Raw genomic sequence first — 24,990 nt, 5'->3', positions numbered from 1 at the left:
TCGGCAATCGTGAACTCCTCCACCCGAAGCCGGCTGTACAGGTGGGACGTCAAAGCCTCGCCCTACCTGTACATCGCCCCGTTCTTCGTGCTGTTCGCCGCGTTCGGCTTGTTTCCGCTTGGCTACACCGCTTGGGTGTCGCTGCACGACTGGAGCCTGCTCTCCGACGAACACACCTTCGCGGGGCTGGACAACTACCAGCGTCTCCTGGGGGATCCGTACTTCTGGAACGCACTACGCAACACCGTTTCCATCCTCGTTCTCGGGACCGTGCCGCAACTCCTCCTGGCTTTGCTGATGGCGCATCTACTCACGATGCGCCTGCGTGGACGCACGTTCTTTCAGATGGGCATGTTGCTGCCGAACGTCGCCTCCGTCGTCGCCGTCGCCGTGATCTTCAGCCAGTTGTTCGGCCGTGACTTCGGGGTCATCAACTGGGTACTCGAGTCACTCGGGGCCGGCCGGATCGACTGGCAGGCCGGGGTCGCGTCGTCGCACATCGCGATCGCCGTGATGATCATCTGGAAGTGGACCGGATACAACGCGCTGATCTATCTGGCGGCGATGCAGGCGATCCCGCGCGACATGTACGAATCGGCGACGCTCGACGGCGCGTCGTCGATCCGTCAGCTGCGCAGCATCACCATCCCGATGATCCGTCCGACTGTCATCTTCACCGTGATCGTCTCCACCATCTATGGCCTTCAAGTCTTCGCCGAGCCACAGCTGTTCGCCGGTGGCGGCTATGACACGGTCACCGGCGGATCGTCGCGCCAGTTCCAGACGCTCACGCTTTATCTGTACGAACACGGCTTCAACCGCGGCTTCCAATTCGGGTACGCCTCAGCGACGGCATGGGTGATGTTCGTGATCATCGTCGTCATCGCCGTGCTGAACTACCTGTTGGTGCGCCGGATCAGGAGCAGCTCATGACTATGCAGCTCGTCAAAGGTGGTGAAGCCGGCCCCGCCCCGCGGATCGGCCGACGATCACACCGCCCCGTCCGCACCCTGTCACATCGGCTGCGGCCCGGCCGGCTCACATATCTGACGCTCCTGGCGGTGATGTTCTTCTCCGCCTTCCCGCTCTACTTCAGCTTCGTCGTCGCATCACAGGACAACTCCGCCCTCGGCCGGATTCCGCCGCCCCTGCTTCCAGGCGCCAACCTGGTGGACAACGTCCGGCGGGTGTTCGACACCGTGCCCTTCGGCGCAGCCATGGTGAACTCGGTGATCGTCGCCGGGACCATCACCGCTTCCGTCGTGCTGTTCTCCACGCTGGCCGGATTCGCCTTCGCCAAACTCCGCTTCAAAGGCCGCACGGCACTGCTCGTTGTCGTCGTCGCGACCATGATGGTGCCGACACAACTCGGGATCGTCCCCCTGTACCTGCTGATGAATCAGTTCGGCTGGACCGACTCGCTGCAAGCCGTGATCATGCCCGCCCTGGTGAACGCCTTCGGCGTCTTCTTCATGACGCAGTACCTGCGCGAAGCGCTGCCCACCGAACTGCTGGAGGCCGGGCGGATCGACGGCGCCGCCACCCACCGGCTGTTCTGGCACGTCGTACTGCCCATCGCCCGGCCGGCAGCGGCGGTCCTGGGCATGTTGACCTTCCTCACGGCGTGGAACGATTACTTCTGGCCGTTGATCGTGTTGTCGTCGCCGGACAACTACACCGTGCAGGTGGCGCTGTCGAACCTGCGCAGCGGCTACGTCACGGACTTCTCTTTAGTATTAACGGGGACTTTGCTGGCCACACTGCCGCTGCTGGTGGTCTTCGTCGTGCTCGGAAAACAGATCATCGGTGGCATCATGCAAGGAGCGGTCAAAGGATGAGTACACAGGCTATGGAACAGGCCGCCCCAGAAGCTGCGGTCTCGTTCCCCCCGGGGTTCGTCTGGGGCGCGGCTACCGCCGCCTACCAGATCGAAGGCGCCGCAGCGGAGGACGGCCGCGGCCGGTCCATCTGGGACACGTTCAGCCATACCCCTGGCAAGGTCCATGCCGGAGACACCGGCGACGTCGCCTGTGACCACTACCACCGCTATGAACAGGACGTGGCGACCATGGCCGGCCTGGGCCTTGGTGTGTACCGGTTCTCGATCTCCTGGCCCCGGATCCGACCCGACGGCATCGGCCCGGTGAACCCCGCCGGCCTCGACTTCTACGACCGCCTCACCGACACCCTGATCGACCGCGACATCGACCCCGTTGCCACTCTCTATCACTGGGATCTCCCGCAAAGCCTCGAAGACGCCGGTGGATGGGCAACACGCGACACCGCGTATCGCTTCGCCGAGTATGCCGCCGCGGTACACGCCCGCCTCGGCGATCGGATCAGCACCTGGATCACGCTGAACGAGCCATGGTGCGCCGCCTTCCTCGGTTACGCCGCTGGGGTGCACGCTCCCGGGCGTCAGGATCCGGCCGCGTCGTTCGCCGCGGCATACCACCTGATGCTCGGTCACGGCCTGGCGACCGAAGCGCTGCGCGCAGGCGGTGCGAACCGCGTGGGCATCACGCTCAATCCAGCCGTGGTGCGCCCGGCCGATCCGGCGTCGGCGGCCGACACAGCAGCGACACAGCTGATCGACGGGCTGCACAACCGCGTCTTCCTCGACCCGCTGTTCGGGCGTGAGTATCCCGCCGACGTTCTGGAGGTTGCCCGGCGTTTCGGCACCGCGGACTGGCTGCGTGATACTGACGCCGGCGTCATCGCCACACCCATCGACCTGCTCGGCATCAACTACTACGCACCCACCGTCGTCGCTGCCCGTGGAGACAGCCCCGCCGCCGGTGCCTATCCCGGCAGCGAAGGCGTGGCGTTCCCGCCCGTGCCAGGGCCGGTCACCTCGATGGGCTGGCCGATAGAACCCGCCAGCCTCACCACACTCCTGACCCGGCTGGCGGCTGACTATCCAACGGTGCCGATCTGGATCACCGAGAACGGCGCTGCCTTCGACGACCACCTCGACGTCGCCACCGGCCGGGTCGCGGACGCCGACCGCATCCGATACCTCGACGGGCACCTGCGGGCGGTGCACGCAGCGATCTCCGGCGGCGCCGACGTGCGCGGATATCTTGTGTGGTCATTCCTCGACAACTTCGAGTGGGCCGAGGGGTACCGCAAACGGTTCGGCATCGTCTACGTGGACTACCCGACCCAGGCCCGGGTGCCGAAAGACAGCGCCCGCTGGTATCAACAGGTCATCGCTCGGCACGGCCTGCCGGCCACGCCATGAGCCGCCCCACACTCGAGCAGGTCGCCTCACGCGCCGGCGTGTCCCGGGCTACCGTCTCCCGGGTGGTCAACGGATCCACGACGGTTGCCGAGTCAATCCGGGAAGCGGTCCACCGGGCCGTCGCCGAGCTCGGCTACGTGCCGAACCTGGCGGCCCGCAGCCTCGTCACCCAGCGCACCGATTCGATCGCATTGTTACTACCTGAGACCACCACCCGCGTCTTCTCCGACGACCAGTTCTTTCCCGGCGTCATCCGGGGCGTGAGCCAGGAACTCGAGGCGGCGGACAAACAGCTCGTCCTGATGCTCCTGGGCTCGGCAGCCGCCCACGAGCGCGCCAAACGGTATGCCACCGGCGGCCATGTGGACGGTGTCCTGTTCGCCTCAATGCACGGTGCCGACCCCCTGCCGGAGATGCTGGCCAGCCACGGTGTCCCGGTCGTCTGCAGTGGCCGGCCGCTGAGCCGCTCTACGGTGCCCTATGTCGACGTCGACCACGAAGCCGGCGTGGTCGCGGCCATCGAGCATCTGCTCTCCAGCGGACGGCGACGGATCGCGACCATCGCCGGACCGCAGGACATGGTCGCCGGAATCGCCCGCCTCGATGCCTACCGGCAGGTACTGGGCGCGTCGGACCGCCGGTCCATCGTCGCGGTGGGCGACTTCACCCGGGAGTCCGGCGAGGCCGCGATGCGTCAGCTGCTCGCCGACGATCCGCGGCTCGACGCCGTCTTCGTCGCCTCCGACCTGATGGCACATGGCGCTTTGCGGGCCTTGCGCGAGGCCGGTCGGCGGGTACCGGCTGATGTGGCCGTCGTGGGGTTCGACGATATCGAGCTGGCCCGTTACACGGACCCCCCGCTGACCACCGTGCGCCAGCCGATCGAGGAGATCGGCCACACGTTGGCCCGCCTTCTGCTGCGGCTGCTCGGCGGGGAGCCGGTCGAGGCCGTCGTGTTACCGACTGAACTGGTCATCCGGCACAGCACCTAACCGATGATCATGAACACTGGTGCCTACCGGATCAGGTCTCGCACGGCGATGATGGACTCGCGACCCGGGCCTACGCCCACCGCCGAGATAGGGGCGCCGCACATCTCCTCGACAGCCTCGACATAACGGCGTGCGGCGCTCGGCAGGTCGGACATCTTCCGGGCACCGGAGATGTCGCCGTCCCAACCGTCGAAATACTCGTAGATGGGGGTGGCGTGGTGAAAATCCGTCTGGGTCATGGGCATCTCGTCGTGCCGGACACCATCGACGTCGTAGGCCACACACACCGGGATCTGATCCCATCCGCTGAGCACGTCGAGTTTGGTCAGCACGAAGTCCGTGGTCCCGTTGATCCGGACCGCGTAGCGGCCGATCACGGTGTCCAGCCAGCCACATCGCCGGGGCCGGCCGGTGGTGACACCGAACTCGCCGCCTTCCTTGCGCAGCCGGACGCCGTCTTCGTTGGTGAGTTCGGTGGGGAACGGACCTTCGCCGACCCGGGTCGTGTAAGCCTTCATCACAGTGATGACACTGTCGATACGCGTCGGCGGGATGCCCGCACCCGTGCATGCTCCGCCGGAGGTGGGATTGGACGACGTGACGAACGGATAGGTGCCGTGGTCTACGTCGAGCAGGGTGGCCTGCCCGCCTTCGAGAACGACGTTGTCACCGTTGTCGAGCGCCTTGGCCAGCAGCAGGCTGGTATCCCGCACCATAGGCCGCAGCCGATCAGCATAGCTCAGCAGCTCGTCGACGATCTCGTCGACCGTGACGGCTCGCCGGTTGAAAACCTTGACCAGCAGTTGGTTCTTCTGGACAAGCGCGCCCTCGACCTTCTGCCGGAGGATCTTCTCGTCGAAGAGGTCCTGGACCCGCAGCCCGACGCGGGACATCTTGTCCGCGTAGGTGGGGCCCACCCCGCGACCAGTGGTGCCGATGCGGCGGCTGCCGAGGAATCGCTCGACCACCTTGTCGAGCGTGCGGTTGTACGGCGGAAGCAGGTGGGCGTTGGCGCTGACAATGAGCGCCGAGGTGTCCACCCCACGAGCCTCGAGCGCGTCGATCTCGTCGAACAGGACACCGAGATCGACCACGACGCCGTTGCCGATGACGGGCACCACACCTGGCGAGAGGATGCCAGACGGCAACAGGTGCAACGCATACGTCTCGTTCCCGATCACCACCGTGTGGCCGGCGTTGTTGCCGCCGTTGAACTTGACGACGTAGTCGACCGACCCGCCAAGCAGATCGGTCGCCTTCCCCTTGCCTTCGTCACCCCATTGGGCGCCGACGAGCACTATCGCGGGCATACGGGGTGCTCCCCCTTCTCACAAAAACATGGCCGACAGGAGGTTACCGGAAGACCTGCCGGAAGAAGACCCGCGGCCGCCGGAACCGACGGATTTCATGCGCCCGGCCACAGAATTCGGCATGATGTGTGCCAGGTGGAGAGTCGGAATCGCAGCAGGGGGCGATTCCGCCGTTCTCCGCTGACGGTGGGGGGCTTGGTGCCATCCATCGTGACGCCGAGCCCCCGCTACCGGCGGCTCAGACTAAGACAACGCCTCTACCGCGGCCGGACTCGAATCTCGGAGAAACTGCGCACACCGCTCCGCCTCGTCGGCCTCGCCGATCGACTCCGCGGCCCTGCCGAGCGCATGCAGCGCCCGAAGGAAGCCCTGGTTCGGGCCGTGTTCCCAGGGAACGGGTCCATGGCCCTTCCAGCCCGCTCGCCGAAGCTGATCGAGGCCGCGGTGGTAACCGGTACGGGCAAACGCATACGAGGACACCGCGTCTCCGGCCTCGAAGGCGCGATCAGCGAGCAGCGCCCACGCCATCGGATAGGACGGGTGCGACGCCGCTACCGTCGCGGGGTCGATGCCCGCCTCGAGCGCCTCCCGGGCCGCTGGATCATCCGGCAAATGTGTCTCCGGAGGGCCCGCGAAGAGGTTCTCGCCGGTCATCAACGCATCCTCTGACCTGCGGAACGCAGCCACTGGCAGGCCTCGACAATACGCTCCGCCATGCCGGCCTCGGCGGCCTTGCCCCACGCACGGGGGTCGTAGGCCTTCTTGTTGCCGACCTCGCCGTCGATCTTGAGCACACCGTCATAGTTCTTGAACATGTGCTCCACGACCGGGCGGGTGAACGCGTACTGCGTGTCAGTGTCGATGTTCATCTTCACCACGCCGTAGTCGACAGCCGCGGCGACTTCCTCGGCGGTGGATCCCGAGCCGCCGTGGAACACCAGGTTGAACGGCTTCTCCTTGCCGTACTTCTCACCGACAGCCTGCTGGATGTCGCGCAGGATCTCCGGGCGCAGCTTGACATTGCCCGGCTTGTAGACGCCGTGAACGTTGCCGAACGTCAGCGCGGTCAGGTAGGTGCCCTTCTCACCTGTGCCCAGGGCAGCGGCGGTAGCCAGGCCGTCCTCGACGGTGGTGTAGAGCTTGTCGTTGATCTCGTGCGCGACGCCGTCTTCCTCGCCGCCGACCACACCGACCTCGATCTCGAGAAGTGTCTTGGCTTCAGCGGACAGCGCCAGCAACTCTTCGGCGAGCTTGAGGTTCTCCTCGAGCGGCACGGCCGAGCCATCCCACATGTGCGAGCCGAAGAGGGGGTCACCACCACTCTTGACCCGCTCGGTGGACGCGGCCAGCAACGGCTTGACCCAGTTCTCGACGGCATCGACGGGTGCGTGGTCCGTGTGCAGGGCGATCTGGACGTCATAGCTCTTGGCCGCCTCGTGCGCGAACGCGGCGAAGGCCACGGCGCCACGCACCCGGTCCTTGACCGTCGGCCCGGACAGATACTCGGCACCGCCCGTCGAGACCTGGATGATGCCGTCGCTCTCGGCATCGGCGAACCCGCGCAGAGCGGCGTTCAGCGTCTGCGTGGACGAGACGTTGATAGCGGGATACGCGAACCGGCCAGCCTTGGCGCGTGCGATCATCTCCGCATAGGTATCAGGGGTGGCAATCGGCATAGGTGCTCCATTCGATGTGGACGACTGCGACGGACACCGGTCCGCTCTCACCCCGCGGCTTCGGGAGGCGAGAAGTCTCACAGCCAGTATCCACCGTCACGGCCTTCATACGCGAGGTGGGCAACCACCTTGTCAGTGACGGGGGACGAACGGGCTTCAATCACGCGCACGCGCTACCCTCTGGAGGGACACCATCACGATGTTGGGGGAGAGCCGTGCCAGAGCGCACTACCGCCGTTGCCAGCCAGTCTGGTTTGCACGCCCGGCCCGCGGCCGTATTCGTCAAGGCCGCGGCAGAGCAGCCGGTCAAGGTCACCATCCGCAAGCCCGACGGCGAACCCGTCGACGCGTCGAGCATCCTGTCGATCATGACGCTCGGTGTCGAACAGGGTGATCAAGTCATCCTGTCCGCCGACGGAGACCGCGCGGACGAGGCGCTCGACGCACTGGTCGCACTGCTCGAACGTGATCTCGACGCCGAATAGCCACGCGAGAACCATCAGGAGCAACGCGTGGAATTCGCTGACGTCGTCCGGCGGCGGCGCATGGTCCGCAACTATGCGGACCGCCCGGTCGACCCCGCCATCATCGATCGGGTCCTGACCAACGCGCTGCACGCCCCCAGTGCGGGTTTCAGCCAGGGCTGGGCTTTCTTGCGGCTCGATGCCACTGCCGACGTCACCCGTTTCTGGTCCGCCACGACGGCACCGGGCGGCGGAACCGATCCCTGGTCGGAGGGCATGCGGCGAGCCCCGGTGATCATCGTCCCGATGTCGAACAAGCAGGCGTATCTCGAGCGCTATGCCGCACCGGACAAAGGCTGGACCGACCTGGATGAGTCTCGATGGCCGGCGCCGTACTGGGACATCGACACCGGCATGGCCAGCCTGCTGATGTTGCTGACGGTCGTGGACGAGGGCCTGGGTGCGTGTTTCTTCGGTATCCCGCCGGAGCGGATTCCGAGTTTTCGCGCGGAATTCGGCATACCCGGGGAATACGCGCCCATCGGTGCGATCACCATCGGATGGCGAGCGCCAGACCGACGTTCCCCCTCACTGAAACGCGGCAGGCGCGGCCTGGAGGACGTCGTCCATCATGGCCAATGGCAGGCCGCGACCCGGAGTTGAGATCACTCTCAGGCGACCAGCCGGCGGCGCAGGACCTCGGTGTCGTCTGCCGTCCAGCCGTGGCTGGTCAGCCACTCACCGAGCCCGCCGAAGTGTTCATGAGCCAGATCGAGGAAGTCGCGCATGGTCTCGGGTAGAGCGAAATGGCTGCTCATCGGCCGGCTGTCAAGGTCTTCGGCGTATGTGGGCGTCTTCTTGAGACGGTCGATGATCTTCTCGATACGAGAGTTGGACAGGGCATAGTCCTCGACGATGGCCTCGTCCGGCACCCCCACCGCGGTGAGCGTCAAGGCGACGAGGATGCCCGTACGGTCCTTACCCGCGGCGCAGTGGGCCAGGGCAGCACCCGGGCTCGACGCCACTACACGCAACGCGCTGAGGACCGTGCCCGGCCGCTGCTTGAGCGTGCTGAGGTAGAACTCACCCGGCGGCAGCCACGGACGCTCTTCTTCGCCGTCACGCTGCGCCCAAGGCAAGACTGCCTCGCCATCGACGCCGGTTTCCGGCTCGGGCTCGGCGAGCATGGGCATGTGATGGATGGTCACGTCCCGCCGGGCGGTGAGCGGACCGGGCCCCTCGAGCTCGATCTCGGCACCGCTGCGGAGGTCCACAACGTCGGTCAGCCGGAGGCCGTCGAGCAGATGGGCGATATCCGCCTCGGTCAGATCTTGCAGGTTGTCCGCGCGGAGCACCTGCCCGAATTTCGTGGTTTTGCCGTCGTGTGTGGGCAAGCCGCCGAGATCACGAACATTGACCGCGCCGACCAGATCGATCCATCTTCCATCACCTGTCACGCTCCACGATCATACCGGTCTCCTGTGACATAAACCCACATGAACGGCACGCCCCCGCTGCCTCCCAAGGCCCTTCACCCCGGCCCTTCCCGCACTCGACCACCGGTGATCGTGAGCGGATTTTGGTCGTGAATCTAGGCGACAAATCCCGCATACCGGACCCGTTGACGACCAAAATCCGCTCACGATCACCGATTGCTTCGCCACCTCACGCCAGGAGCCGCGCAGCACAGGGCGGACCAAGCGGGAAGGGGCGGGAAGTGTTCCGCGGGCGCTTTACGAGCTTCTGTGCGACGCTTTTCCCGCACAGAAGCGAGGCCCGCGGAACACTTCGCGGCCCTTCCCCCCACGCTCGCCTACGCCCCGGAGCGCTAGGCTCCTGGCGTGTGAGAGCCCTTGTCATAGGTTCCGGCGGCCGCGAACACGCGATTGTCCGTCGCCTTCACCACGATCCAGACGTCTCCGAGATCCACGCCGCCCCGGGCAACCCCGGCATGGCGGCAGAGGCGACGGTCCACCACGTAGACATCCTGAGCGGCGCAGCCGTGGCAGATCTGGCCGTCCGCCTCGGCGCCGAGCTGGTGATCGTCGGGCCAGAGGCACCGTTGGTCAACGGCGTCGCCGACGCGGTCCGCGCTCGCGAGATCCCCTGTTTCGGCCCTTCGGCGCTGGCCGCACGGCTCGAAGGTTCGAAGGCCTTCGCGAAGAGCATTATGGCCGCAGCCGGCGTTCCCACAGCCATGGCCGTCGTGTGCGAGACACCGGCCGAGGCCGAGGCCGCGCTGGATCGCTTCGGCGCTCCGTACGTCGTGAAGGACGACGGCCTCGCGGCGGGCAAGGGGGTTGTGGTCACCAACGACCGCGCAGCCGCGCTGGCGCACGCGCAGGCATGCGAAAAGGTCGTGATCGAGGAGTTCCTGGACGGGCCGGAGGTGTCGCTCTTCTGCGTCACCGACGGGCACACGGTGGTGCCGCTGCCGCCGGCGCAGGATTTCAAGCGGGCCTACGACGGCGATGCCGGACCCAACACCGGTGGGATGGGTGCGTACTCGCCGTTGCCATGGGTCGCCGACGATTTCGTCGACGACGTGCTCGCGCGGGTGGTCGTCCCAACTGTCGACGAGATGCGCAACCGCGGCACTCCTTTTGTGGGTGCTCTGTACACCGGACTGGCAGTCACGTCGCGAGGTATCCGCGTCGTCGAGTTCAACGCCCGTTTCGGGGACCCGGACATCCAGCCGGTGTTCGCCCTTCTCCGCTCCGGACTCGGTGGGCTCCTGCTCGCGGCCGCCACCGGCACGCTGGCGGAGCACCCGGGCCCACGGTGGGACAGCGGTGCAGCCGTCAGCGTCGTCCTCGCCGCGCACGGCTATCCGCAAGCGCCTCGGAAGGGCGACCCGGTGCATGGGTTGGACGAGGCCGCCGCCCTCCCGCAGACCGACGTGCTGCACGCGGGCACCCGGACCGATTCGTCAGGGCAGATCGTCTCCAGTGGTGGCCGGGTGCTGTCCGTCACGGCCACCGGGGAGAACCTGGACGCCGCCAGGCAACATGCCTATGCGGGTATGGCCAGGATCGAGCTCGAGGGTAGCCACCACCGCACGGACATCGCCCTCGCGGCGGCCCGCGGTGAGATCCGCGTCCCGGCGCCAGCTGAATGACGTGGTCGCGGGTATCACGTCAGTTGGACAGCTGACGCGTAGCCTGGAGCTGTGACCATCACGCACCGGCCCGGCCGACCAGCCGCCCACGTAACCGGCCTACCACAGCCGTCGCGGTGCCTCATCATGGGCGTGGTCAACGTCACTCCGGACTCGTTCTCCGACGGCGGGCTGTGGTTCGATGCCGAAGGCGCGATCAACCACGGCCTGCGCCTCGCCGCGCAGGGCGCCGACATCGTCGACGTCGGTGGCGAGTCGACCCGCCCCGGCGCTGAACGCCCGCCGGCAGAGGAAGAGCTCCGCCGGGTGGTGCCGGTCGTGCGCGAGCTCGCGGCTGCCGGCGTCACTGTGTCGGTGGACACCATGCGGGCCGAAGTGGCCCATCAGGCACTCGTGGCCGGGGCACATATGGTCAACGACGTGTCCGGCGGGCTCGCCGATCGAGACCTGCTGCGGGTGGTGGCCGACGCCCGGGCCCCCGTCGTCCTGATGCACTGGCGTGGCCACGCCAGCCATATGCAGGAGCATGCCGACTACGACGACGTCGTCACCGAACTCATAGCGGAACTCCGGCCCCGCATCGACGCAGCCGTCGCCGCCGGCGTGGACCCCGGTCGCGTCGTGATCGATCCCGGACTGGGTTTCGCCAAGACGTGGGAGCACAATTGGTCGATCCTGGCCCGGATGCCCGAGATCGTCGCCGCTGGCTTTCCCGTGCTCGTCGCGGCCTCGCGGAAGACGTTCCTGGGCGAGCTCCTCGCGGATCCACACACCGGCGCCCGCCGCGCACCTGCCCAGCGCGACGCCGCCACCGCCGCTCTGACCACCACCATCGCCCTCGACGGGGCGTGGTGCATTCGGGTACACGAGGTGCCCGCGAACATGGACGCCGTACTGGTGGCCGCCCGCCTCGGCGCCGAAGCACACTGAACGGCTCCGGACCAGGTGACGGGGCGGTCATTCGCGTACACGACCATGCGAAATCAGGCCGCGTCGACACTGGGCAAGGCCGGAAGTGGCCGAATCCACTCACCCAGGGGCAGCGCCGCCCCCTCACCTACGGCTAGGGTCGTCTCGTGCCTGACCGTATCGAGCTGCGCGCCATCGCCGCGCAGGGCCGCCATGGCTGGTTTCCGCATGAGCAAGAGCACGGCCAGCAGTTCGTGGTGGACATCGCGCTGAGTGTCGATACTCGCCCGGCGGCGACCAGCGACGAATTGTCCGATACGGTCGACTACGGCATCCTTGCCGAACGCGTCGTCGACGTCGTCGAAGGCGAGCCGGTCAAGCTGGTCGAAACCCTTGCCCAGCGGATCGCCGACGTCTGCCTGGAAGATCACCGGGTGGAAGATGTCGAAGTAACCGTGCATAAACCGGAAGCACCCACCACGGTGCCGGTCGGTGACGTGACCGTGACTATTCGAAGGGCCCGCACGTGAGCAATGTTCCCAATCCCAACGTGGTCGACGCCGACACGCTGACGGGCGACTTACGCCCGCTGCGTCGCGCGGCCTTCGCGCTCGGCAGCAATCTTGGCGAACGGCTCGACTTCCTCCAAGGCGCTGTCGATGCGCTCACCGATTCACCGGAGATCGTTCCGGTGGCGGTCTCTCCGGTCTACGAAACAGAACCGGTCGGTGGGCCGCCCGGGCAGCCCAGCTTTCTCAACGCCGTCCTGGTGGTCGACACCACGTTGTCAGCTCGTTCGATGCTCGAACGTGCGATGGCGACCGAGACCGCCTACGGACGCACCAGAGACGAGCCGGACGGGTCGCGGACACTGGACGTCGACGTCCTCGCCGTGGGTGATGTCACCGCGGACGACGAAGACCTCAAGGTGCCGCATCCTCGCCTGGCCGAGCGTGCGTTCGTGCTGATGCCATGGGCGGACGTCGACCCTGACTTCGACGTGCCGGGTCTGGGCCGGGTTGTCGACCTGAACTCGGCCGTCGATGCGACAGGTGTGCGGCGAACCGACGATGCGCTCGAGTTGCCGGCCTGAGCGCCGCAGATGGCGACGGAGAGCCCGCGTGGCCCCACGGACCACCACGTCCGTAGTGCCGCGCGGGTTCGGCTACCGTGCTTCGGCAGCTCCGTTTCGGGTAACGGGCACGTGAGATGATCCCGTCGCCGTCCACGCGCCAGGCGCGCCACCTGTGATGCAGAAGACAAAGATCAGCACCCTCGGATGGGTAGCGATCATCGCGGCGCCGATCGGCTGGTCGCTCAGCCGGCTCGTCCTCGACCGGACGGATGCGCTACCGCTGGTCCCGATCGTGCTGCTGATCTTCGTCCTGATCCTCGCGGGCATGATGTTCGCCGGCGCACGCGCCGTACGAGGATGGATCGAGGAACGCCGCCACGACCGTTATCTCGGCCCATTGCGGGTGGCACGAATCCTCGCACTGGCCAAGGCCACAGAGTTCTTCGGCGCTGCCCTGGTGGGCGGCTATGTGGGGTTGTCGGTGCTGGCGACCGACCATCTCGCGAGCCCGATGGGCCGCGACGCGCTGCTGCGAGCCGGCCTGATGGTGGGCGCGGCAGTCCTGGTCACGGCTGCGGCCGTGATCCTCGAGCGGGCCTGCCTGGTACCTCCCGACGACCAGGCCGAGGAACCACGCCGTTAGGCGAAACGGCCCGTGGACACCGGGTAGTCAGCTTCAGCCGAGTCTCTTCGCCATCTTCCGGGCTTCCTTCAAGGAGACATCCCGGGCCTCGTCCGGCAGCTTCCAGACCGTGGAGCCGCCCATGAGGTCGAATACGCGTACCCGGATGCGCGGCGCGCCCGGACGGGGTGGCCGGGCGCTCCCGCGCTCATCACTGCCGCCCATCAGGCTGAACCCGCCCACGTCGACCTCGACGGTGTCCGGCACATATATCTCCGAACCGCCCATGATGCTGATGACGACGAGGGTGGTCTCATCGCTCTCGAGCTCGGCCGCCCGTAGATCGATGTCATGACCGCCCATGATGGCGACGACTCTCACCCGCTCGGCCACCCGCCAGCGGCCACGCTTCGAGCTGCCGCCCATCATGCCGAAGATCCACTTGGTGACTTTCCGTGATGATCCCGAGACGCGAGGCTGGGCGGCCTCGGGGGCGCGAGTGGCGCTCGGCGCCGGAAGATCGGCGGTCAGCTTCACCAGCTCGTCCCGAGTGGTGGCCGAATACGCCGCTTCGACGCGTTCTTCCAGCTCGGCCAGCGTGAGCCGGCCGGTGGTGGTGTGCTCGGACAACAGGTCGACCACGGCCTGTCGTTCGTGATCGGATGCACGGATCGCAGGCTTGTTGTGTTCAGCCGCCGGCTCTTGTGGTGTCGACACGACACTCAGCGTAATGCCCTGATGCCCTGCTCTCATCCACCCATCGGTGGACTCGGGCGCGCGGAGGTGGCGGACCTGTTCAGACTCCGCACGATCGGGATATCGGCCGGCACCCACGGCAGATCCTCCCACCGTCCCGGTTCGAGCCAACGGACCTCGTCGTGGTCCTGCAGCGCCCTGGGCGTGCCACCGACCACAACCGCCCACCACAGTCGCATCCTCAACGACCCAGTGAGCGGCCAGCTGTCGCCGGAAGGCCCTCGGACCTCGCCCCCGAGCCGGACACGGACGCCCAGCTCTTCCTTCAGTTCGCGGTGTAGTGCTTGTACCGCGGATTCTCCCGGCTCGACCTTCCCGCCGGGAAACTCCCACTGCCCGGCCAACGCGGGCGGCGACGTTCTGCGGGCGGCCAGCAGCCGCCCTGGGTGAGCCAGATCGTCCACGATAGCCGCCGCAACTACATATGTCGCATGTTTAGATGACATGTCGATCATCACCATAGATAGGGCGTCTAGTTACCGAGAATGGGACACTCGGCCCATATGCTCCCGGGCGCTGTGTGCAGTATCGTCCCGTACTTGGGTCCACGGGAAACCGCGGAAAGGGTAGGGGAAAGTGCAAAGTCGGCATCCACGCCATCGTAGGAACTCTCAGCTCTTAGTACGTATACGTTTTACAGCCGCGGTGGTGTTGCCGCTCGCCATCGTAGTGAGCTCATATGTAGCGCTGCGCGAGTACGAGCCGTCTGGAGAGTCAGGCACCGTCGAGGCAGGTCGTGAATCCGGGTCCGGCGACGCCATGGTCACGATGGGCGACGACGATCCCGGCGCGACGGACCGTCGAGATGCCGAGTCCGATGCGGCCTCGGCCGAGTCCACACCCGGTTCGCCGGCATCACAACCGTGGAGTGACGCCGGCTCCGCCGAACGCAGCCTTGAGGACTCGTCCTCCCGGTCGGCCGAGCGGGACGGATCGGTGGACGAGATCGCGGACTACCCGGCTGGAGGTTCGGACACCGGTTCCGGCACCGGCGATGGTCCTCGGCGGCCTCCCTCTGATCCTGACCGGACGCCGCGTCAGACCGCGACACCTACGCCGTCACCCACGGCCACGCCGTCGCCCACTCCGACAACGACGCCGTCACCCACGCACACGCCGTCGCCTACCCCGACGGCCACCGACCCGTACACACCCACGCCACCACCAACCCGCACACCATCGTCGAGTCCGACGGCTACGCCCACGGCCGAGCCACCGGTGCTGACCCGCGCCGAACAGGTCGTCGTCGATGCCACCAACCGGGTCCGCCGCGACGCGGGATGCCCGGACTTGCGGCCCGAATCCCACCTCACCGAGGCCGCCCGGGCACACAGTGCCGACATGCGCAAGCAACGGTTCCACTCACACACGAATCCGGACGGCCACGACCCCACCGATCGGGCACGCCAGGCCGGCTTCAACGGACCCGTCGAGGAGAACATCGCGCGCGGGATTCTCGGTGGACGGACCGTGGTGAAAGGCTGGACGCGACACTCGGAGTCCCGGGCCAAGATCGTCGACTGCGATTTCACCGTCATCGGAGTCGGCACACACGGCGGCCTGCTCGACACCCGGTGGACTCAAGTGCTCGGCAAGCCGTAAAGATCCGCGGGCACGCGCGCCGCGGGCCCGGAAGATGTCCGCACCCCACGGCTCGGCTGTACTATCACTCGCGATGAAACACGTCCCGGGTCGACGCGAGCGAAAGAAGCTCGAGGCCATGCGCCATATTCAGCGGACAGCTCTCGATCTGTTCGATGCACAGGGTTACCAGCAGGTCACCATCGAACGCATCGCGGCCGAGGCGGACGTTTCCCCCAGTTCGGTTTACCGGTATTTCGGCACCAAGGAACAGCTCGTCCTGTACGACGAGTACGACCCCATGCTGTTCGAGGCCTTCGAACGTGAACTGGTCGACCAAGACGTGATGACCGCGCTCCAGAACGCACTCTCCTCGTCCCTGCGCGACCTGATACGCGAGGAGCAGGAGGTCATCCGGCGCCGCATGAGATACACGATGGAAGAGCCTGCCGTCCGGGCCGAGATGCTCCGGCAGACCGATGAGATGGAGGTCGCGCTGCGCGACATCCTTGCCCGGCACACCCGGTGGGAGTCGGCCGACCTCGAGGTCCAAGTAGTCACCGCGGCGGTCGTGGCCGCTTTCGTCCGCGCATTGTCGTACTGGCACGACACCGGCTACCGCGAATCGCTCGACGAGGTGATCGACCGTACATTCGCCCGGCTGAAGAACGGATTGAGTCTGGCAGCCGATCCAGAGCCGGATCCGAACTGACCCGTTGTCCACAGGAACGGCGTCCCGGAGCGGCCCGGTTATCCACAATCGTGCGTTCGGCACTGCTCAATGTCGGCGGCGCTCGGCAAGATGGCCCCAGAGATCGCGGTCCGCATATGGTCCAAGACCTCTCAGACCCCTGTCTCAGTGACAACCACTCTGGGAGAACCCCGTCCATGACTGAACGCCCCCATACCGAATCCGTCAGAGCCGCGGCCGACGCGCTGGAGACGGCGGCGGCCTTTCGAGTCCGCCACAACACCGCAGCGGTCAGCCGCGTCACCGACTCACTGCTCAACGGCTCGCTGGGACAGCAGCCCCGAATCGTTGACGCCGCCATCACGCGGGTGCTCCGGTCCTGGGTGGCTCAGCTCTGGGCACGCGGCTGGCTCCCGGTGGACGTCTACCAGATGGCCCGCCGGAACCGCTCAGACCTCGCGGCGAACCTCGCCGTCGACACCATCGCCGACAACGCCGCACAGTATTCGGCAGCCGCGATCCATCCCCGGTGGCGTGAGCAGCTCGACGAACTCGAGGCGGCTCAGTGGTGGGATCCGCAACAGCCGCACCCGAGTCAGTGGGCCGATCGTCACGGCCTCGACCGCGGGGTGATGGTGAACACCATGGTCGAGCTGGTCGCCCTGTTCATGAGCATGGGCAACCTACCGGTCATCATCCCGCCACCGGGACGGGTAGCCGCCGGCTCGGCAGAGCAAAACAGATCCGGCATCGACGAAAGGATGCTCGGCAAGATCCGCGCGCTTCTCGCCAAGGCGGAGTCCACCACGTTCAGCGACGAAGCAGAGGCGTTGTCAGCCAAGGCCCAAGAACTCATGGCCAGGCATTCGATCCAGCGGGCCATGGCAGAGGCCCCGCACCAAAACTCCGAAGCGACTGCCAGCCGGATCTGGCTGGAGCCCCCCTACGTGGGCGCCAAATCGCTACTGGTCGCGGAGGTAGCCTCGGCCAACCACTGCCGCACGGTCAGCTACGAGAAGCTCGGCTTCGTGACCGTACTGGGCGACACCGCCGATCTGGAAGCCGTAGAACTGCTCAGCACATCGCTCATGGTTCAGGCCACCCGCGCCATGCTGGGCACAGGACGGCAGGTGACCAGCACAGGCCGGTCCAGGACGAGGTCGTTCCGGCACTCGTTCCTCATCGCCTACGCCACTCGTATCGGTGAGCGGCTGCGAGAGGTCACCGAGGAGAACGTCGCGGCTACCGGCGCGCAGCTAGTTCCGGTGTTCGCCCGCCGCGAGCAAGCGGTAACCGACCTCTTCGGCGAACTGTTCAGCGGCCGGATCGTCAAGCGGTCTTTCTCGGCGGGAAATGCCGACGGGTACGGGGCCGGTCGCGCCGCGGCGGAACATGCGAACCTCAGCACGCAGCGAACATCGGTGGAACCCACCTGAGCCCACTCCCACGTCGAGCCGCCCGCACCGGCACCGGCACCGGCACCGGACGGCCAGCTTCAGCTCAGTGCGGCCACCCGGTCCCGAGTTGGCGCAAATTAGTGCGCACCTGATCGACGGTGGATTTGCGCGAGTGCGTCGCGGAGGTTGTCGGGTAGCGGGTCGGCGGCGGTGATGGTTTGGTTGCCGGCCTGGATCTGGATGGTGCGGTAGCGGCGTGTGGTGCGGACGAACTTCTTGATTGACCAGCCGGTGCGCTCCTCGATCCACCGGGAGATGGCGAGGGCGGCGAACACGAGGGTCAGGTGCGCGGCGATCGAGTCGCGTTGTGGTGGTAGATCGGTCTGGCCTGCAGGTCGTGCTTGGATATCCGGAAGGACTTGAATGCCGGAAGTTCCGGATTACTGAAGGGTCGTTATCTGCGAACTTGGGGTGGGAGCGCGGGTCCGGGACGATGGTTAACGGAAGTTCGTCGGAACGTCGGGTTCGAGTTCGGTGCAGTATCGAGCGGCGCCGCGGCTGCTGAGGCCGAATAGGTGCATGAGCGCGAGGACGTCGCCGCTGGTGTCGCGGGCTTGGCCGAGGAGCCGGTCGGCTCGGAGATCGGCGACCGGTATGGGGAGCCCTTGGAAGTAGGCGGTCGAGACTGATGTGAGGCCGAGCGCCGACTGTGTGGTGATCAGCAGGTGCGGGTTAGCCGTGTTCGGCCAGCGCTGGCGTCGTTCGTGCAGCCAGGCGACGAGGTGGTCGTGGGTGAGGGTGTCTAGTGGCCGGGTGTGGCCGTGCATGACGATGGTGTGAGCGTGTAGATCGACGTCGTCGAGGCGGAGCTTGGCGATGTCGGCGCGGGACAGGGCGTGGACTGCGGCCAGCAGCACCACGAGGCGGTGGTCAGCGCGGTCGAGGCTGGGCAGCAGGCCGGTGCGGGTGGCGTCATCCAGGCCGAGGACGGGTCGGCGCGGATAGTTGCCGGGTCGGGTGTGGCGAGCGGGGTCGGCGAAGATCATTTTGTGGGCTTTGAGTGTGCCGAACAGCGACCGCAGCGCCACTGCGGTGTGAGTGCGTCGCGATCCGCGGAGCGGCTCGAGGTGGGTGTCGACGTCGTCGTCGGTGACCTGCCGCAGCGATGGATAGTGCCGCGCCCACTGTTGCACGGCCGCTCGTACGGCCCGAAGGTAGGAGTCGATGGTGGAGCTCGTGTGAGGACGGGTTCGGCGGTGCGTGCTGTCATCGCCGGTCAGGGCGGTGATCCAGGCGGTCAGTTCTTTGACCATCGGGGCGGGCAGCTCGCCGAGGGTGTGCTTGACGAGGCTGGTGGGGTGCATCTGGCGTGGGAAGGGACCGAGTTCGGCGGCGGCGAGGAACTCGCGCAGCCGCCGCAGCGGGAGGTAGCGGCGCCGCAGCTCGGCCAGCACCGCCGGGCTGGGGTCGAAGTGGGAGCTGGTGACCGCGACCAGGGCGATGGCGCGTTGAACGCCGCGGGTCGTGGCGGCGGGCCAGCCCCGTGTCCGGTCGAAGGTGGTCACCGCTGCGAGTAGCTCAGCACCGGCGGGTGAGGATGCCCAGGTGCGGGCTGCGCCGTCGGCGCGATCGGGAGCGGGGCGGAGGCTGAACAGCTCCATCTGCTGTCCGGCTGCCGGGACCGCGGCGGCCTCGGGATCGGGTGGTGCTGGGCGTAACCGTGCGGCGCGCGGTGGTGCTGAGAAGCTGTCGCCGAGGAACAATTGAATGCCCCGGCGTTGGCCGGGTTCGGTTTCCCAGTCGGGGTCGCCGTCCAGGTGCGCGTTTCGGCGGGCCGTGGCGCAGAGCCGGCAGCGTTCGTCGCGGTTGACTGCCAGCGACCGGTGGCAGGAACGACACGTGCCCTTGGGCGTTTCGGCCGATGAATTGTCGGCAGGCGCGGCAACGCTCATCGACGATGCTGGCCGCCCAGGCGAAGCAGTCGACGCAGCTGCCGACCTGCCAGGGGGTGTGGGCGCAGAACGAGCACCGCCCGGTCCATAGCCGTGCGACCTTGCGTCCGCAGTTGGCGCAGCACCCGCCGGTCGCGCGACGACGGCTCTGGCAGCGCAGGCAGGTGCGCCCGTAGGTTTGCCGGTACTCGCCGCAGACGTCGCAGACCGCGTAGTGACGGCGAGCCCGCTGATAGCACCCTGCGCAACGGCCCTGGGCGTGGATCGGGACGTGCCGGCCACATTCGGGGCAGGTGATCAGCCGGGGGCGGCGATTCATACCGGCGGCACCGAACGCCCTCTGTTGCCCCGCCGGGGACGAACCGTGGGCGCGTCCGAGGCGGCGTCCACCGCCGGCCCAGCGGGCTCGGCGACCTGGGCTTCGGGGATCAGCAGGTCAGCGGGGTCGCACTCCAGCACCGAGCAGATCACGTCCAGATCGTCCAGACGGATCGAGATCGGGGTTTGCGACCACAGGTGCGACATCTTGCCGGCCGACAGCTCGAGTCCGGCCTCAGCCAGCGCTCGACGCAAGTCGCTGGCCTTCCACACACCCCGCTGCGCGGCGACCATCCGCAAGTTCCATCGCATCAGTTCGTGTCCTCCCTGTTCAGCGGGCTGTCAATCGGGCCGCGGCCCGTTCGGCCGCTCGGGCGTACTCCGCCTCGATCGCTTCGCTGGCGACGTGGACGTACGAAACCGTCGTGGTTAGCCATCGGTGCCCGAGGGCCTGTTGCAGGGCGAGCAGGCTCAGCCCGTCGGCATACAGCCTGGACGCGCAGGCGTGACGCAACACATGCGGGGTGAGCGTGCGCACCGGTCCACGCAGATGCTCAGCCGCGGCGTCTCTGACCGCCACCCGGAACGCTTCCTTGTCAGCTCGTCCGCCCCGTTCGAAGGGGAACAGCGCGGCGCGGGGTCGTTCGAAGTCGTCGCTGAATTCCCCGCGCACGTCTTCGACCCACCATGTCAACAGCGTGCGGGCGATGCCTAGCATCGGCACCAGCCGCTCCCGTGGACCTGATCCGCGCGACCCTTTGCCCATCCGGACGTGGATCTTGCCCAGCGGGCCGTGGTCGAAATGCAGATCGTCCAGAGCCAACTCGCACAATTCGTTTGCCCGCAACCCCACCTCCGCGGCGAGCCGGGCCATCGCGTAGTTGCGGGTGGCGGTTCGCCACTTGCGGGCCTCGGCCAACGCCTCACGCCAGCGGGTGAAGAACCCGCTCAACTCGACCGGCGACGGTGGTACCCGCACCGTGCACGGACCGGTACTTCTCGGCCGGTTGACCTCATCAATCGGCGAGGTCACCACCCGACCCGTGAGGCGGTGGATCTCGCCCTGGTAGCGCACCTCCAAGAACCGATAGAACGTCGCGATCCGTCCCGCCTTCATCTGCCGGGTCTTGGCCGCCCGTTCTCGCTGCGCCTCGGCCAGGAACCGGTCACCGTGCCCGGGCTGGACCTCCCACGCGTAACAGCCTGCCCAGTCCAGAAACTCCGTCACCGCCGCCAACTCCGCGCGCACCGTCGCATCCGCCGCACCATGCGCCGAGCGCGCCAGCACGAACTCCGCGAACAGATCCTCCTGAAACGCCGCCGCCGCATCCGCAGCGTCCAACAACCGCGGCGAATGGATGTCGCGTACCACCGCCAGCGACGCCATCCCCGGCCACCTCCCGGAGTTCAGACTTCCCGCACAAGAACCTGCTTTCCCGATCAGTGTTCAGCAATCCCGATCAATGTCGAGGATTTCAATCAGGTGCCGAGCGAGCGTGTCGCCAACGCAGCCACCAGCAACAACGACCCTCCTGCGGAAACACAGGATGCGGCGAACTTCAGGAAGAGTTGATACTCGATCCGCAACAGCCGGTGGTACGCGCTGATGACGAACTCGGCGCTCACACCCTGCAGGTTTGTCGTGTAGCCCTTGATCGGAGGCCAGGGCGCGGGCCTTGGCCTCCAGCGTGCGATTGACCTTCTTGGTGCCGCCGCTCAGTTGGATGAACCGGTTCCGCTTCACCGGGACGTTGCCAGCCACGGCATTCTCGGCCTTGGCGACCTGCTGATCGATCCCACGCAGAGTCCTGCGGGCTCGATCGGCTCGGTACTGATAGAAGATCATCTGGTCGCGGCGCTTGTCGGTCGGTCCGGCCGGCCAGGGTTGGGTGAAGATGTGCCCGTCCGGGATCTCTTTGACCTGGCCGGTTTCCTTGTCGACGTGGTCCAGGCACCACTTGTCGATCACGTATGGCACGTCGGGGATCTTCATGCCGAGGATGAACGAGAGTCCGGCGGCCTCGATCGCCTTCTTGTTCGCATCCGAGATCATCCCGGCGTCGGCCACGATCGTCACATCGGGCAGATCGTGGGCGGCCATGAACGCCTGAATTGCTGGCAGCATGGTCGTGGTCTCCGCCGTGTTGCCCTCGAACGCGTTCAAGTCAAGTTTCACCCACGGATTCAGCGGATAACGACCACAACGCCCTCTCGATCACCGGGAGTGGCGCGTCAGGCGGACGGTGTGCCGTAGCCGCCACCGCCGGGAGTCTCGACGATGAGCACATCACCAGGCGCGCCGATCACCCAGGCAGGTGCGGCAACCGGCTACACAGGCCTGGGAGGGCCGGGCGGCACCGCTGGCAAACAGGCCAACCAACAGAATCGTCTACTATGCCAGACCTTCGTCCGCTATAGTGGATGAATGAACGAACCACTGGAGGGCCTTGGAACACGAGTACGGGAATTCCGTACAGGACAAGGACTGAGTCTGGCTGCACTGGCGGAAGCCAGTGGAGTGAGCCGGAGCATGATCTCTGATGTGGAGCGCGAGGCGCGCATTCCGACCGTACTTGTCCTCGCTCGGTTGGCATCTGCGCTGGGAACTACGGTATCGAAGCTTCTGGGCGAGGATCAGCCCGACAGGATCATCCCGCTTCAGCGGGATCACCAGCCGGCCATCACCCACCCCACCGGATGGGAGCGGCGAATTTTGTCTCCCAACCTTACAGGAGTTGAGTTCGAGTTCATTCGGACAACCATCCCGGCGGGCGTTGATGTGGGTGAGTTCGCACCTCACGGGCCAGGATCTCGCGAATACGTGGCCGTTGAATGCGGCGAACTCGTAGTGACGCTAGACGGCGTCGAGCACCGACTGTCGACTGGCGACTCGCTGTATTACGCCGGTGACTGCCGCCACGCGTTCAGCAACCCTGGCAATCTCGAGTGCATCTACTACACCGCAATGCACGTCGCAGGTTCGTCGTCGCATCAGCCGGGCCAGGCGAAGTGACCATCAAGAAGGACGAAGGAGCCCGGATGAAGAACCTCGACCCGGCAGTATTGCCTCCGGCCAGCGGTAGCTACACGCATGGGACGCTGATCGAAAACGCGAGCCGCGTCGTGTTCGTCAGCGGGCAGGTCCCGTGGGGAGATGCCGACGGCCACGTGCCGCCCGACTTCGAGTCGCAATGCCGAATGACCTGGCACAACTTGCTTGCCGTGCTGGCCGAGGCCGACATGGGTGTCCAGCATCTAGTGAAGGTCACGATCTACCTCTCCGACCGCAAGTACCGAGAAGCCAACGGGAAGATCAGAGCGGAAGTCCTGGGCAGCCACCGGCCAGCGTTAACCATCATCATCACCGACATCTACGCGGAGGAATGGCTGCTAGAGATCGAAGCCATCGCCGCCATAACCTAATGAGCGATCAGCTCGACCATACTGTGGAGCCTAGGGCAGCGGTGATCTCGCGGCGCTTATCGCTGGTAGCGACCCCTGGACCGTCGAATAGCGGCAGACCGAGTTGGCTCAAATTAGTGCGCACCTGATCGACGGTGGATTTGCGCGAGTGCGTCGCGGAAGTCGTCGGGTAGCGGTCGGCGGCGGTGAGCCCACCGACCTCGGCGCCGGTGCCTAGGCCCCAGATCGAGCTCGCCCTGGCCTGCGGCCAAGCGCTGTCGCGCCGCCGCCTTGAGCAGCTCGAGCTGCGCGTCGTCGTGGGCCGAGCCGATGTGCTCGATATCCCGCGACCCACGGCGTGAGGAGTGCACGATCTGCACCGCCGTGGATCCCGAGGCCGTCTTCACGGTGCGCACATACGCCACCAACACGGCCTAAATAGATCAACCTAGTGCGCAAATCCACGACACCAACACAACGAAGGCACAGGTCAACAGCCTGCACCTAGCCAGGAACCGCGAACATGAGCCAAGTCAGGCGAGAGGTCACCGAGGAGAACGTCGCGGCTACCGGCGCGCAGCTAGTTCCGGTGTTCGCCCGCCGCGAGCAAGCGGTAACCGACCTCTTCGGCGAACTGTTCAGCGGCCGGATCGTCAAGCGGTCTTTCTCGGCGGGAAATGCCGACGGGTACGGGGCCGGTCGCGCCGCGGCGGAACATGCGAACCTCAGCACGCAGCGAACATCGGTGGAACCCGCCTGAGCCCACTCCCAACGTCGAGCCACTGGCACCGGACGGCCAGCTTCAGCTCAGTGCGGCAACCCGGTCGGCCAGGTCATTGTCGCTGAACCTCCCGCTATCGACGGGCTCGCCGTCCACGTCGAGGAAGACGAAAGTGCTGGTCTCGGTCACGCCGTACTGTCGCCAGATCTCACCATCCGGATCGGCCAAATGGGTCAGCCCGCCAGTGTTCGTCCTTTCGACGAACTCCGGCATCTCAGCCTCGGACGCCTCGCCGGCAACACCGATGATTTGCACCTCACCCTCGTACTCGGCCGCGAGCGACAACACCGCGGGTGCTTGGGCGATGCACTTGGTGCACCATGGCGCCCAGAACCACAACGCGACGGGCTGACCAGCGACGTCAGCACCGTCAAAGGGTTCGCCGTCCAGCGTGGTGCCAGTGATCTCCGGACCGCTCGCCTCGGCGCCGTCCGCCTCATCGGAGGCGTCGTCGCCCACCGCGTCCTCCTCCGGCCCGGCCCCTTCGTCTTCCGTCGCGTCCTCGTCGCCGGCCTCATCGGCGCCGTCCATGGCCGCCTCGTCGCCCGACTCATCTTGTTCGTCGCCCATGGCGGCCTCGGTAGGTTCTGCCGTGCTGTCCAAGGCGGCCGAGCCGGCGTCGTCCGAGCCACACGCAGTGAGCCCTAGAACCACAGCCAGGGCCAACACGGGCACCATCCGGCGAGTACGCATGAACCATCC

General features: G+C 66.5%; 27 protein-coding genes and 3 pseudogenes. 17 read left to right on the top strand and 13 right to left on the bottom strand.

The window, feature by feature from the left end:
• Positions 1-9 precede the first annotated feature (9 nt).
• The 4 genes from F7O44_RS13080 to F7O44_RS13065 are packed head-to-tail and all read left to right on the top strand — an operon-like array spanning position 10 to position 4,236.
• Complete coding sequence (locus F7O44_RS13080; protein WP_162450699.1) at positions 10-933, top strand: ABC transporter permease subunit; 924 nt, start codon at positions 10-12, stop codon at positions 931-933.
• A complete protein-coding gene (locus F7O44_RS13075) occupies positions 930-1,838 on the top strand; it encodes a carbohydrate ABC transporter permease (protein ID WP_162450698.1) in 909 nt (302 codons plus the stop codon). The genes F7O44_RS13080 and F7O44_RS13075 overlap by 4 nt, the downstream gene beginning before the upstream one ends.
• Positions 1,835-3,244: a GH1 family beta-glucosidase gene (locus F7O44_RS13070; protein WP_222851322.1), complete on the top strand. Its 1,410-nt coding sequence runs from the start codon at positions 1,835-1,837 to the stop codon at positions 3,242-3,244. Before F7O44_RS13075 ends, F7O44_RS13070 begins: the two co-directional genes overlap by 4 nt.
• Complete coding sequence (locus tag F7O44_RS13065) at positions 3,241-4,236, top strand: LacI family DNA-binding transcriptional regulator (protein ID WP_162450697.1); 996 nt, start codon at positions 3,241-3,243, stop codon at positions 4,234-4,236. Before F7O44_RS13070 ends, F7O44_RS13065 begins: the two co-directional genes overlap by 4 nt.
• Before the next feature lie 23 nt (positions 4,237-4,259).
• Here the strand turns inward: F7O44_RS13065 and F7O44_RS13060 are convergent, their stop codons facing one another.
• From F7O44_RS13060 to fbaA, 3 genes are all read right to left on the bottom strand, one after another.
• Positions 4,260-5,546, bottom strand: a complete 1,287-nt coding sequence (locus tag F7O44_RS13060) for an adenylosuccinate synthase (protein WP_162450696.1) — start codon at positions 5,544-5,546, stop codon at positions 4,260-4,262.
• A 243-nt stretch (positions 5,547-5,789) separates the two neighbouring features.
• Positions 5,790-6,203: a DUF3151 family protein gene (locus F7O44_RS13055; protein WP_162451021.1), complete on the bottom strand. Its 414-nt coding sequence runs from the start codon at positions 6,201-6,203 to the stop codon at positions 5,790-5,792.
• Positions 6,200-7,222, bottom strand: coding sequence for a class II fructose-bisphosphate aldolase (gene fbaA, locus F7O44_RS13050; RefSeq protein WP_162450695.1), 1,023 nt, complete (start codon positions 7,220-7,222; stop codon positions 6,200-6,202). Before fbaA ends, F7O44_RS13055 begins: the two co-directional genes overlap by 4 nt.
• Before the next feature lie 215 nt (positions 7,223-7,437).
• Here fbaA and F7O44_RS31830 point away from each other — a divergent pair, with 215 nt between their 5' ends.
• Positions 7,438-7,707: an HPr family phosphocarrier protein gene (locus F7O44_RS31830; protein WP_162450694.1), complete on the top strand. Its 270-nt coding sequence runs from the start codon at positions 7,438-7,440 to the stop codon at positions 7,705-7,707.
• A 27-nt stretch (positions 7,708-7,734) separates the two neighbouring features.
• The gene (locus F7O44_RS13040) at positions 7,735-8,349 is read left to right on the top strand and encodes a nitroreductase family protein (protein WP_162450693.1); all 615 of its coding nucleotides are present in this window, start codon (positions 7,735-7,737) and stop codon (positions 8,347-8,349) included.
• Between the two features lie 8 nt (positions 8,350-8,357).
• Here the strand turns inward: F7O44_RS13040 and F7O44_RS13035 are convergent, their stop codons facing one another.
• Entirely contained in the window at positions 8,358-9,143 is a 786-nt protein-coding gene (locus F7O44_RS13035; RefSeq protein WP_162450692.1) for a tyrosine-protein phosphatase, read from the bottom strand.
• A 386-nt stretch (positions 9,144-9,529) separates the two neighbouring features.
• On the opposite strand from F7O44_RS13035, the gene purD reads away from it, so the two are divergent.
• From purD to F7O44_RS13010, 5 genes are all read left to right on the top strand, one after another.
• Positions 9,530-10,804 carry a phosphoribosylamine--glycine ligase gene (gene purD / locus F7O44_RS13030; RefSeq protein WP_162450691.1) on the top strand — a complete coding sequence of 425 codons (1,275 nt, stop codon included), beginning with the start codon at positions 9,530-9,532 and terminating at the stop codon, positions 10,802-10,804.
• Between the two features lie 126 nt (positions 10,805-10,930).
• Positions 10,931-11,734 carry a dihydropteroate synthase gene (gene folP, locus F7O44_RS13025; RefSeq protein ID WP_162451020.1) on the top strand — a complete coding sequence of 268 codons (804 nt, stop codon included), beginning with the start codon at positions 10,931-10,933 and terminating at the stop codon, positions 11,732-11,734.
• 146 nt (positions 11,735-11,880) lie between these two features.
• The gene (folB, locus tag F7O44_RS13020) at positions 11,881-12,243 is read left to right on the top strand and encodes a dihydroneopterin aldolase (protein ID WP_162450690.1); all 363 of its coding nucleotides are present in this window, start codon (positions 11,881-11,883) and stop codon (positions 12,241-12,243) included.
• Positions 12,240-12,806, top strand: a complete 567-nt coding sequence (gene folK / locus F7O44_RS13015) for a 2-amino-4-hydroxy-6-hydroxymethyldihydropteridine diphosphokinase (RefSeq protein ID WP_162450689.1) — start codon at positions 12,240-12,242, stop codon at positions 12,804-12,806. Before folB ends, folK begins: the two co-directional genes overlap by 4 nt.
• A gap of 157 nt (positions 12,807-12,963) precedes the next feature.
• Positions 12,964-13,431 (top strand): DUF3180 domain-containing protein, encoded by a 468-nt coding sequence (locus F7O44_RS13010; RefSeq protein ID WP_162450688.1) that lies wholly within the window; start codon positions 12,964-12,966, stop codon positions 13,429-13,431.
• 33 nt (positions 13,432-13,464) lie between these two features.
• On the opposite strand, the gene F7O44_RS13005 is transcribed toward F7O44_RS13010, so the two are convergent.
• On the bottom strand, positions 13,465-14,127 hold the full coding sequence (locus F7O44_RS13005; RefSeq protein WP_162450687.1) for a DUF1707 domain-containing protein: 663 nt from the start codon (positions 14,125-14,127) through the stop codon (positions 13,465-13,467).
• Between the two features lie 32 nt (positions 14,128-14,159).
• On the bottom strand, positions 14,160-14,612 hold the full coding sequence (locus F7O44_RS13000) for a (deoxy)nucleoside triphosphate pyrophosphohydrolase (protein ID WP_162450686.1): 453 nt from the start codon (positions 14,610-14,612) through the stop codon (positions 14,160-14,162).
• A gap of 202 nt (positions 14,613-14,814) precedes the next feature.
• Between F7O44_RS13000 and F7O44_RS12995 the strand changes: the two genes are divergently transcribed.
• The 3 genes from F7O44_RS12995 (at position 14,815) to F7O44_RS12985 (ending at position 17,874) form a co-directional block, all read left to right on the top strand.
• A complete protein-coding gene (locus F7O44_RS12995) occupies positions 14,815-15,768 on the top strand; it encodes a CAP domain-containing protein (RefSeq protein ID WP_162450685.1) in 954 nt (317 codons plus the stop codon).
• 73 nt (positions 15,769-15,841) lie between these two features.
• Entirely contained in the window at positions 15,842-16,459 is a 618-nt protein-coding gene (locus F7O44_RS12990) for a TetR/AcrR family transcriptional regulator (protein ID WP_162450684.1), read from the top strand.
• Between the two features lie 176 nt (positions 16,460-16,635).
• Positions 16,636-17,874 carry a DUF2786 domain-containing protein gene (locus F7O44_RS12985; protein WP_162450683.1) on the top strand — a complete coding sequence of 413 codons (1,239 nt, stop codon included), beginning with the start codon at positions 16,636-16,638 and terminating at the stop codon, positions 17,872-17,874.
• A gap of 98 nt (positions 17,875-17,972) precedes the next feature.
• Here F7O44_RS12985 and F7O44_RS12980 read toward each other — a convergent pair.
• From F7O44_RS12980 to F7O44_RS12960, 5 genes and pseudogenes are all read right to left on the bottom strand, one after another.
• A pseudogene (locus F7O44_RS12980) lies at positions 17,973-18,256 on the bottom strand (IS1634 family transposase); the annotation flags it as partial.
• 76 nt (positions 18,257-18,332) lie between these two features.
• On the bottom strand, positions 18,333-19,787 hold the full coding sequence (locus F7O44_RS12975; RefSeq protein ID WP_162450682.1) for a site-specific integrase: 1,455 nt from the start codon (positions 19,785-19,787) through the stop codon (positions 18,333-18,335).
• Positions 19,788-20,102: 315 nt separating this feature from the next.
• Positions 20,103-20,417: a helix-turn-helix domain-containing protein gene (locus tag F7O44_RS12970; protein WP_162450681.1), complete on the bottom strand. Its 315-nt coding sequence runs from the start codon at positions 20,415-20,417 to the stop codon at positions 20,103-20,105.
• 19 nt (positions 20,418-20,436) lie between these two features.
• Entirely contained in the window at positions 20,437-21,492 is a 1,056-nt protein-coding gene (locus F7O44_RS12965; protein ID WP_162450680.1) for a tyrosine-type recombinase/integrase, read from the bottom strand.
• Between the two features lie 188 nt (positions 21,493-21,680).
• Positions 21,681-22,275 (bottom strand): annotated as a pseudogene (locus tag F7O44_RS12960) (IS1634 family transposase); the annotation flags it as partial.
• 255 nt (positions 22,276-22,530) lie between these two features.
• On the opposite strand from F7O44_RS12960, the gene F7O44_RS12955 reads away from it, so the two are divergent.
• Both F7O44_RS12955 and F7O44_RS12950 read left to right on the top strand, forming a co-directional pair.
• Positions 22,531-23,118, top strand: a complete 588-nt coding sequence (locus F7O44_RS12955) for a helix-turn-helix domain-containing protein (RefSeq protein ID WP_162450679.1) — start codon at positions 22,531-22,533, stop codon at positions 23,116-23,118.
• 26 nt (positions 23,119-23,144) lie between these two features.
• Positions 23,145-23,528, top strand: coding sequence for a RidA family protein (locus F7O44_RS12950; RefSeq protein WP_162450678.1), 384 nt, complete (start codon positions 23,145-23,147; stop codon positions 23,526-23,528).
• A 218-nt stretch (positions 23,529-23,746) separates the two neighbouring features.
• Here the strand turns inward: F7O44_RS12950 and F7O44_RS32320 are convergent.
• A pseudogene (locus tag F7O44_RS32320) lies at positions 23,747-23,932 on the bottom strand (IS1634 family transposase); the annotation flags it as partial.
• 98 nt (positions 23,933-24,030) lie between these two features.
• Between F7O44_RS32320 and F7O44_RS12940 the strand changes: the two are divergent.
• Positions 24,031-24,267 carry a hypothetical protein gene (locus tag F7O44_RS12940; RefSeq protein WP_162450677.1) on the top strand — a complete coding sequence of 79 codons (237 nt, stop codon included), beginning with the start codon at positions 24,031-24,033 and terminating at the stop codon, positions 24,265-24,267.
• 42 nt (positions 24,268-24,309) lie between these two features.
• Here the strand turns inward: F7O44_RS12940 and F7O44_RS12935 are convergent, their stop codons facing one another.
• Entirely contained in the window at positions 24,310-24,981 is a 672-nt protein-coding gene (locus F7O44_RS12935) for a redoxin domain-containing protein (RefSeq protein ID WP_162450676.1), read from the bottom strand.
• Between the last annotated feature and the right edge of the window lie 9 nt (positions 24,982-24,990).

Source organism: Phytoactinopolyspora mesophila (genome assembly GCF_010122465.1).
GTDB classification, from domain to species: domain Bacteria; phylum Actinomycetota; class Actinomycetes; order Jiangellales; family Jiangellaceae; genus Phytoactinopolyspora; species Phytoactinopolyspora mesophila.
The sequence above is the reverse complement of the archived record's forward strand: the minus strand, read 5'-3'. Positions and strand labels throughout refer to the sequence as shown.

Coding starts and splice junctions, on each gene's coding strand:
- F7O44_RS13010 (WP_162450688.1), top strand. CDS start 12,964: ATGCAGAAGACAAAGATCAGCACCCTCGGATGGGTAGCGATCATCGCG.
- F7O44_RS12985 (WP_162450683.1), top strand. CDS start 16,636: ATGACTGAACGCCCCCATACCGAATCCGTCAGAGCCGCGGCCGACGCG.
- fbaA (WP_162450695.1), bottom strand. CDS start 7,222: ATGCCGATTGCCACCCCTGATACCTATGCGGAGATGATCGCACGCGCC.
- F7O44_RS12965 (WP_162450680.1), bottom strand. CDS start 21,492: ATGGCGTCGCTGGCGGTGGTACGCGACATCCATTCGCCGCGGTTGTTG.
- F7O44_RS13070 (WP_222851322.1), top strand. CDS start 1,835: ATGAGTACACAGGCTATGGAACAGGCCGCCCCAGAAGCTGCGGTCTCG.
- folP (WP_162451020.1), top strand. CDS start 10,931: ATGGGCGTGGTCAACGTCACTCCGGACTCGTTCTCCGACGGCGGGCTG.
- F7O44_RS13000 (WP_162450686.1), bottom strand. CDS start 14,612: ATGTCATCTAAACATGCGACATATGTAGTTGCGGCGGCTATCGTGGAC.
- F7O44_RS12990 (WP_162450684.1), top strand. CDS start 15,842: ATGAAACACGTCCCGGGTCGACGCGAGCGAAAGAAGCTCGAGGCCATG.
- F7O44_RS13075 (WP_162450698.1), top strand. CDS start 930: ATGACTATGCAGCTCGTCAAAGGTGGTGAAGCCGGCCCCGCCCCGCGG.
- F7O44_RS12970 (WP_162450681.1), bottom strand. CDS start 20,417: ATGCGATGGAACTTGCGGATGGTCGCCGCGCAGCGGGGTGTGTGGAAG.
- F7O44_RS12955 (WP_162450679.1), top strand. CDS start 22,531: ATGAACGAACCACTGGAGGGCCTTGGAACACGAGTACGGGAATTCCGT.
- F7O44_RS12950 (WP_162450678.1), top strand. CDS start 23,145: ATGAAGAACCTCGACCCGGCAGTATTGCCTCCGGCCAGCGGTAGCTAC.
- F7O44_RS12935 (WP_162450676.1), bottom strand. CDS start 24,981: ATGCGTACTCGCCGGATGGTGCCCGTGTTGGCCCTGGCTGTGGTTCTA.
- F7O44_RS12975 (WP_162450682.1), bottom strand. CDS start 19,787: ATGAGCGTTGCCGCGCCTGCCGACAATTCATCGGCCGAAACGCCCAAG.
- F7O44_RS12940 (WP_162450677.1), top strand. CDS start 24,031: ATGAGCCAAGTCAGGCGAGAGGTCACCGAGGAGAACGTCGCGGCTACC.
- F7O44_RS13060 (WP_162450696.1), bottom strand. CDS start 5,546: ATGCCCGCGATAGTGCTCGTCGGCGCCCAATGGGGTGACGAAGGCAAG.
- F7O44_RS13065 (WP_162450697.1), top strand. CDS start 3,241: ATGAGCCGCCCCACACTCGAGCAGGTCGCCTCACGCGCCGGCGTGTCC.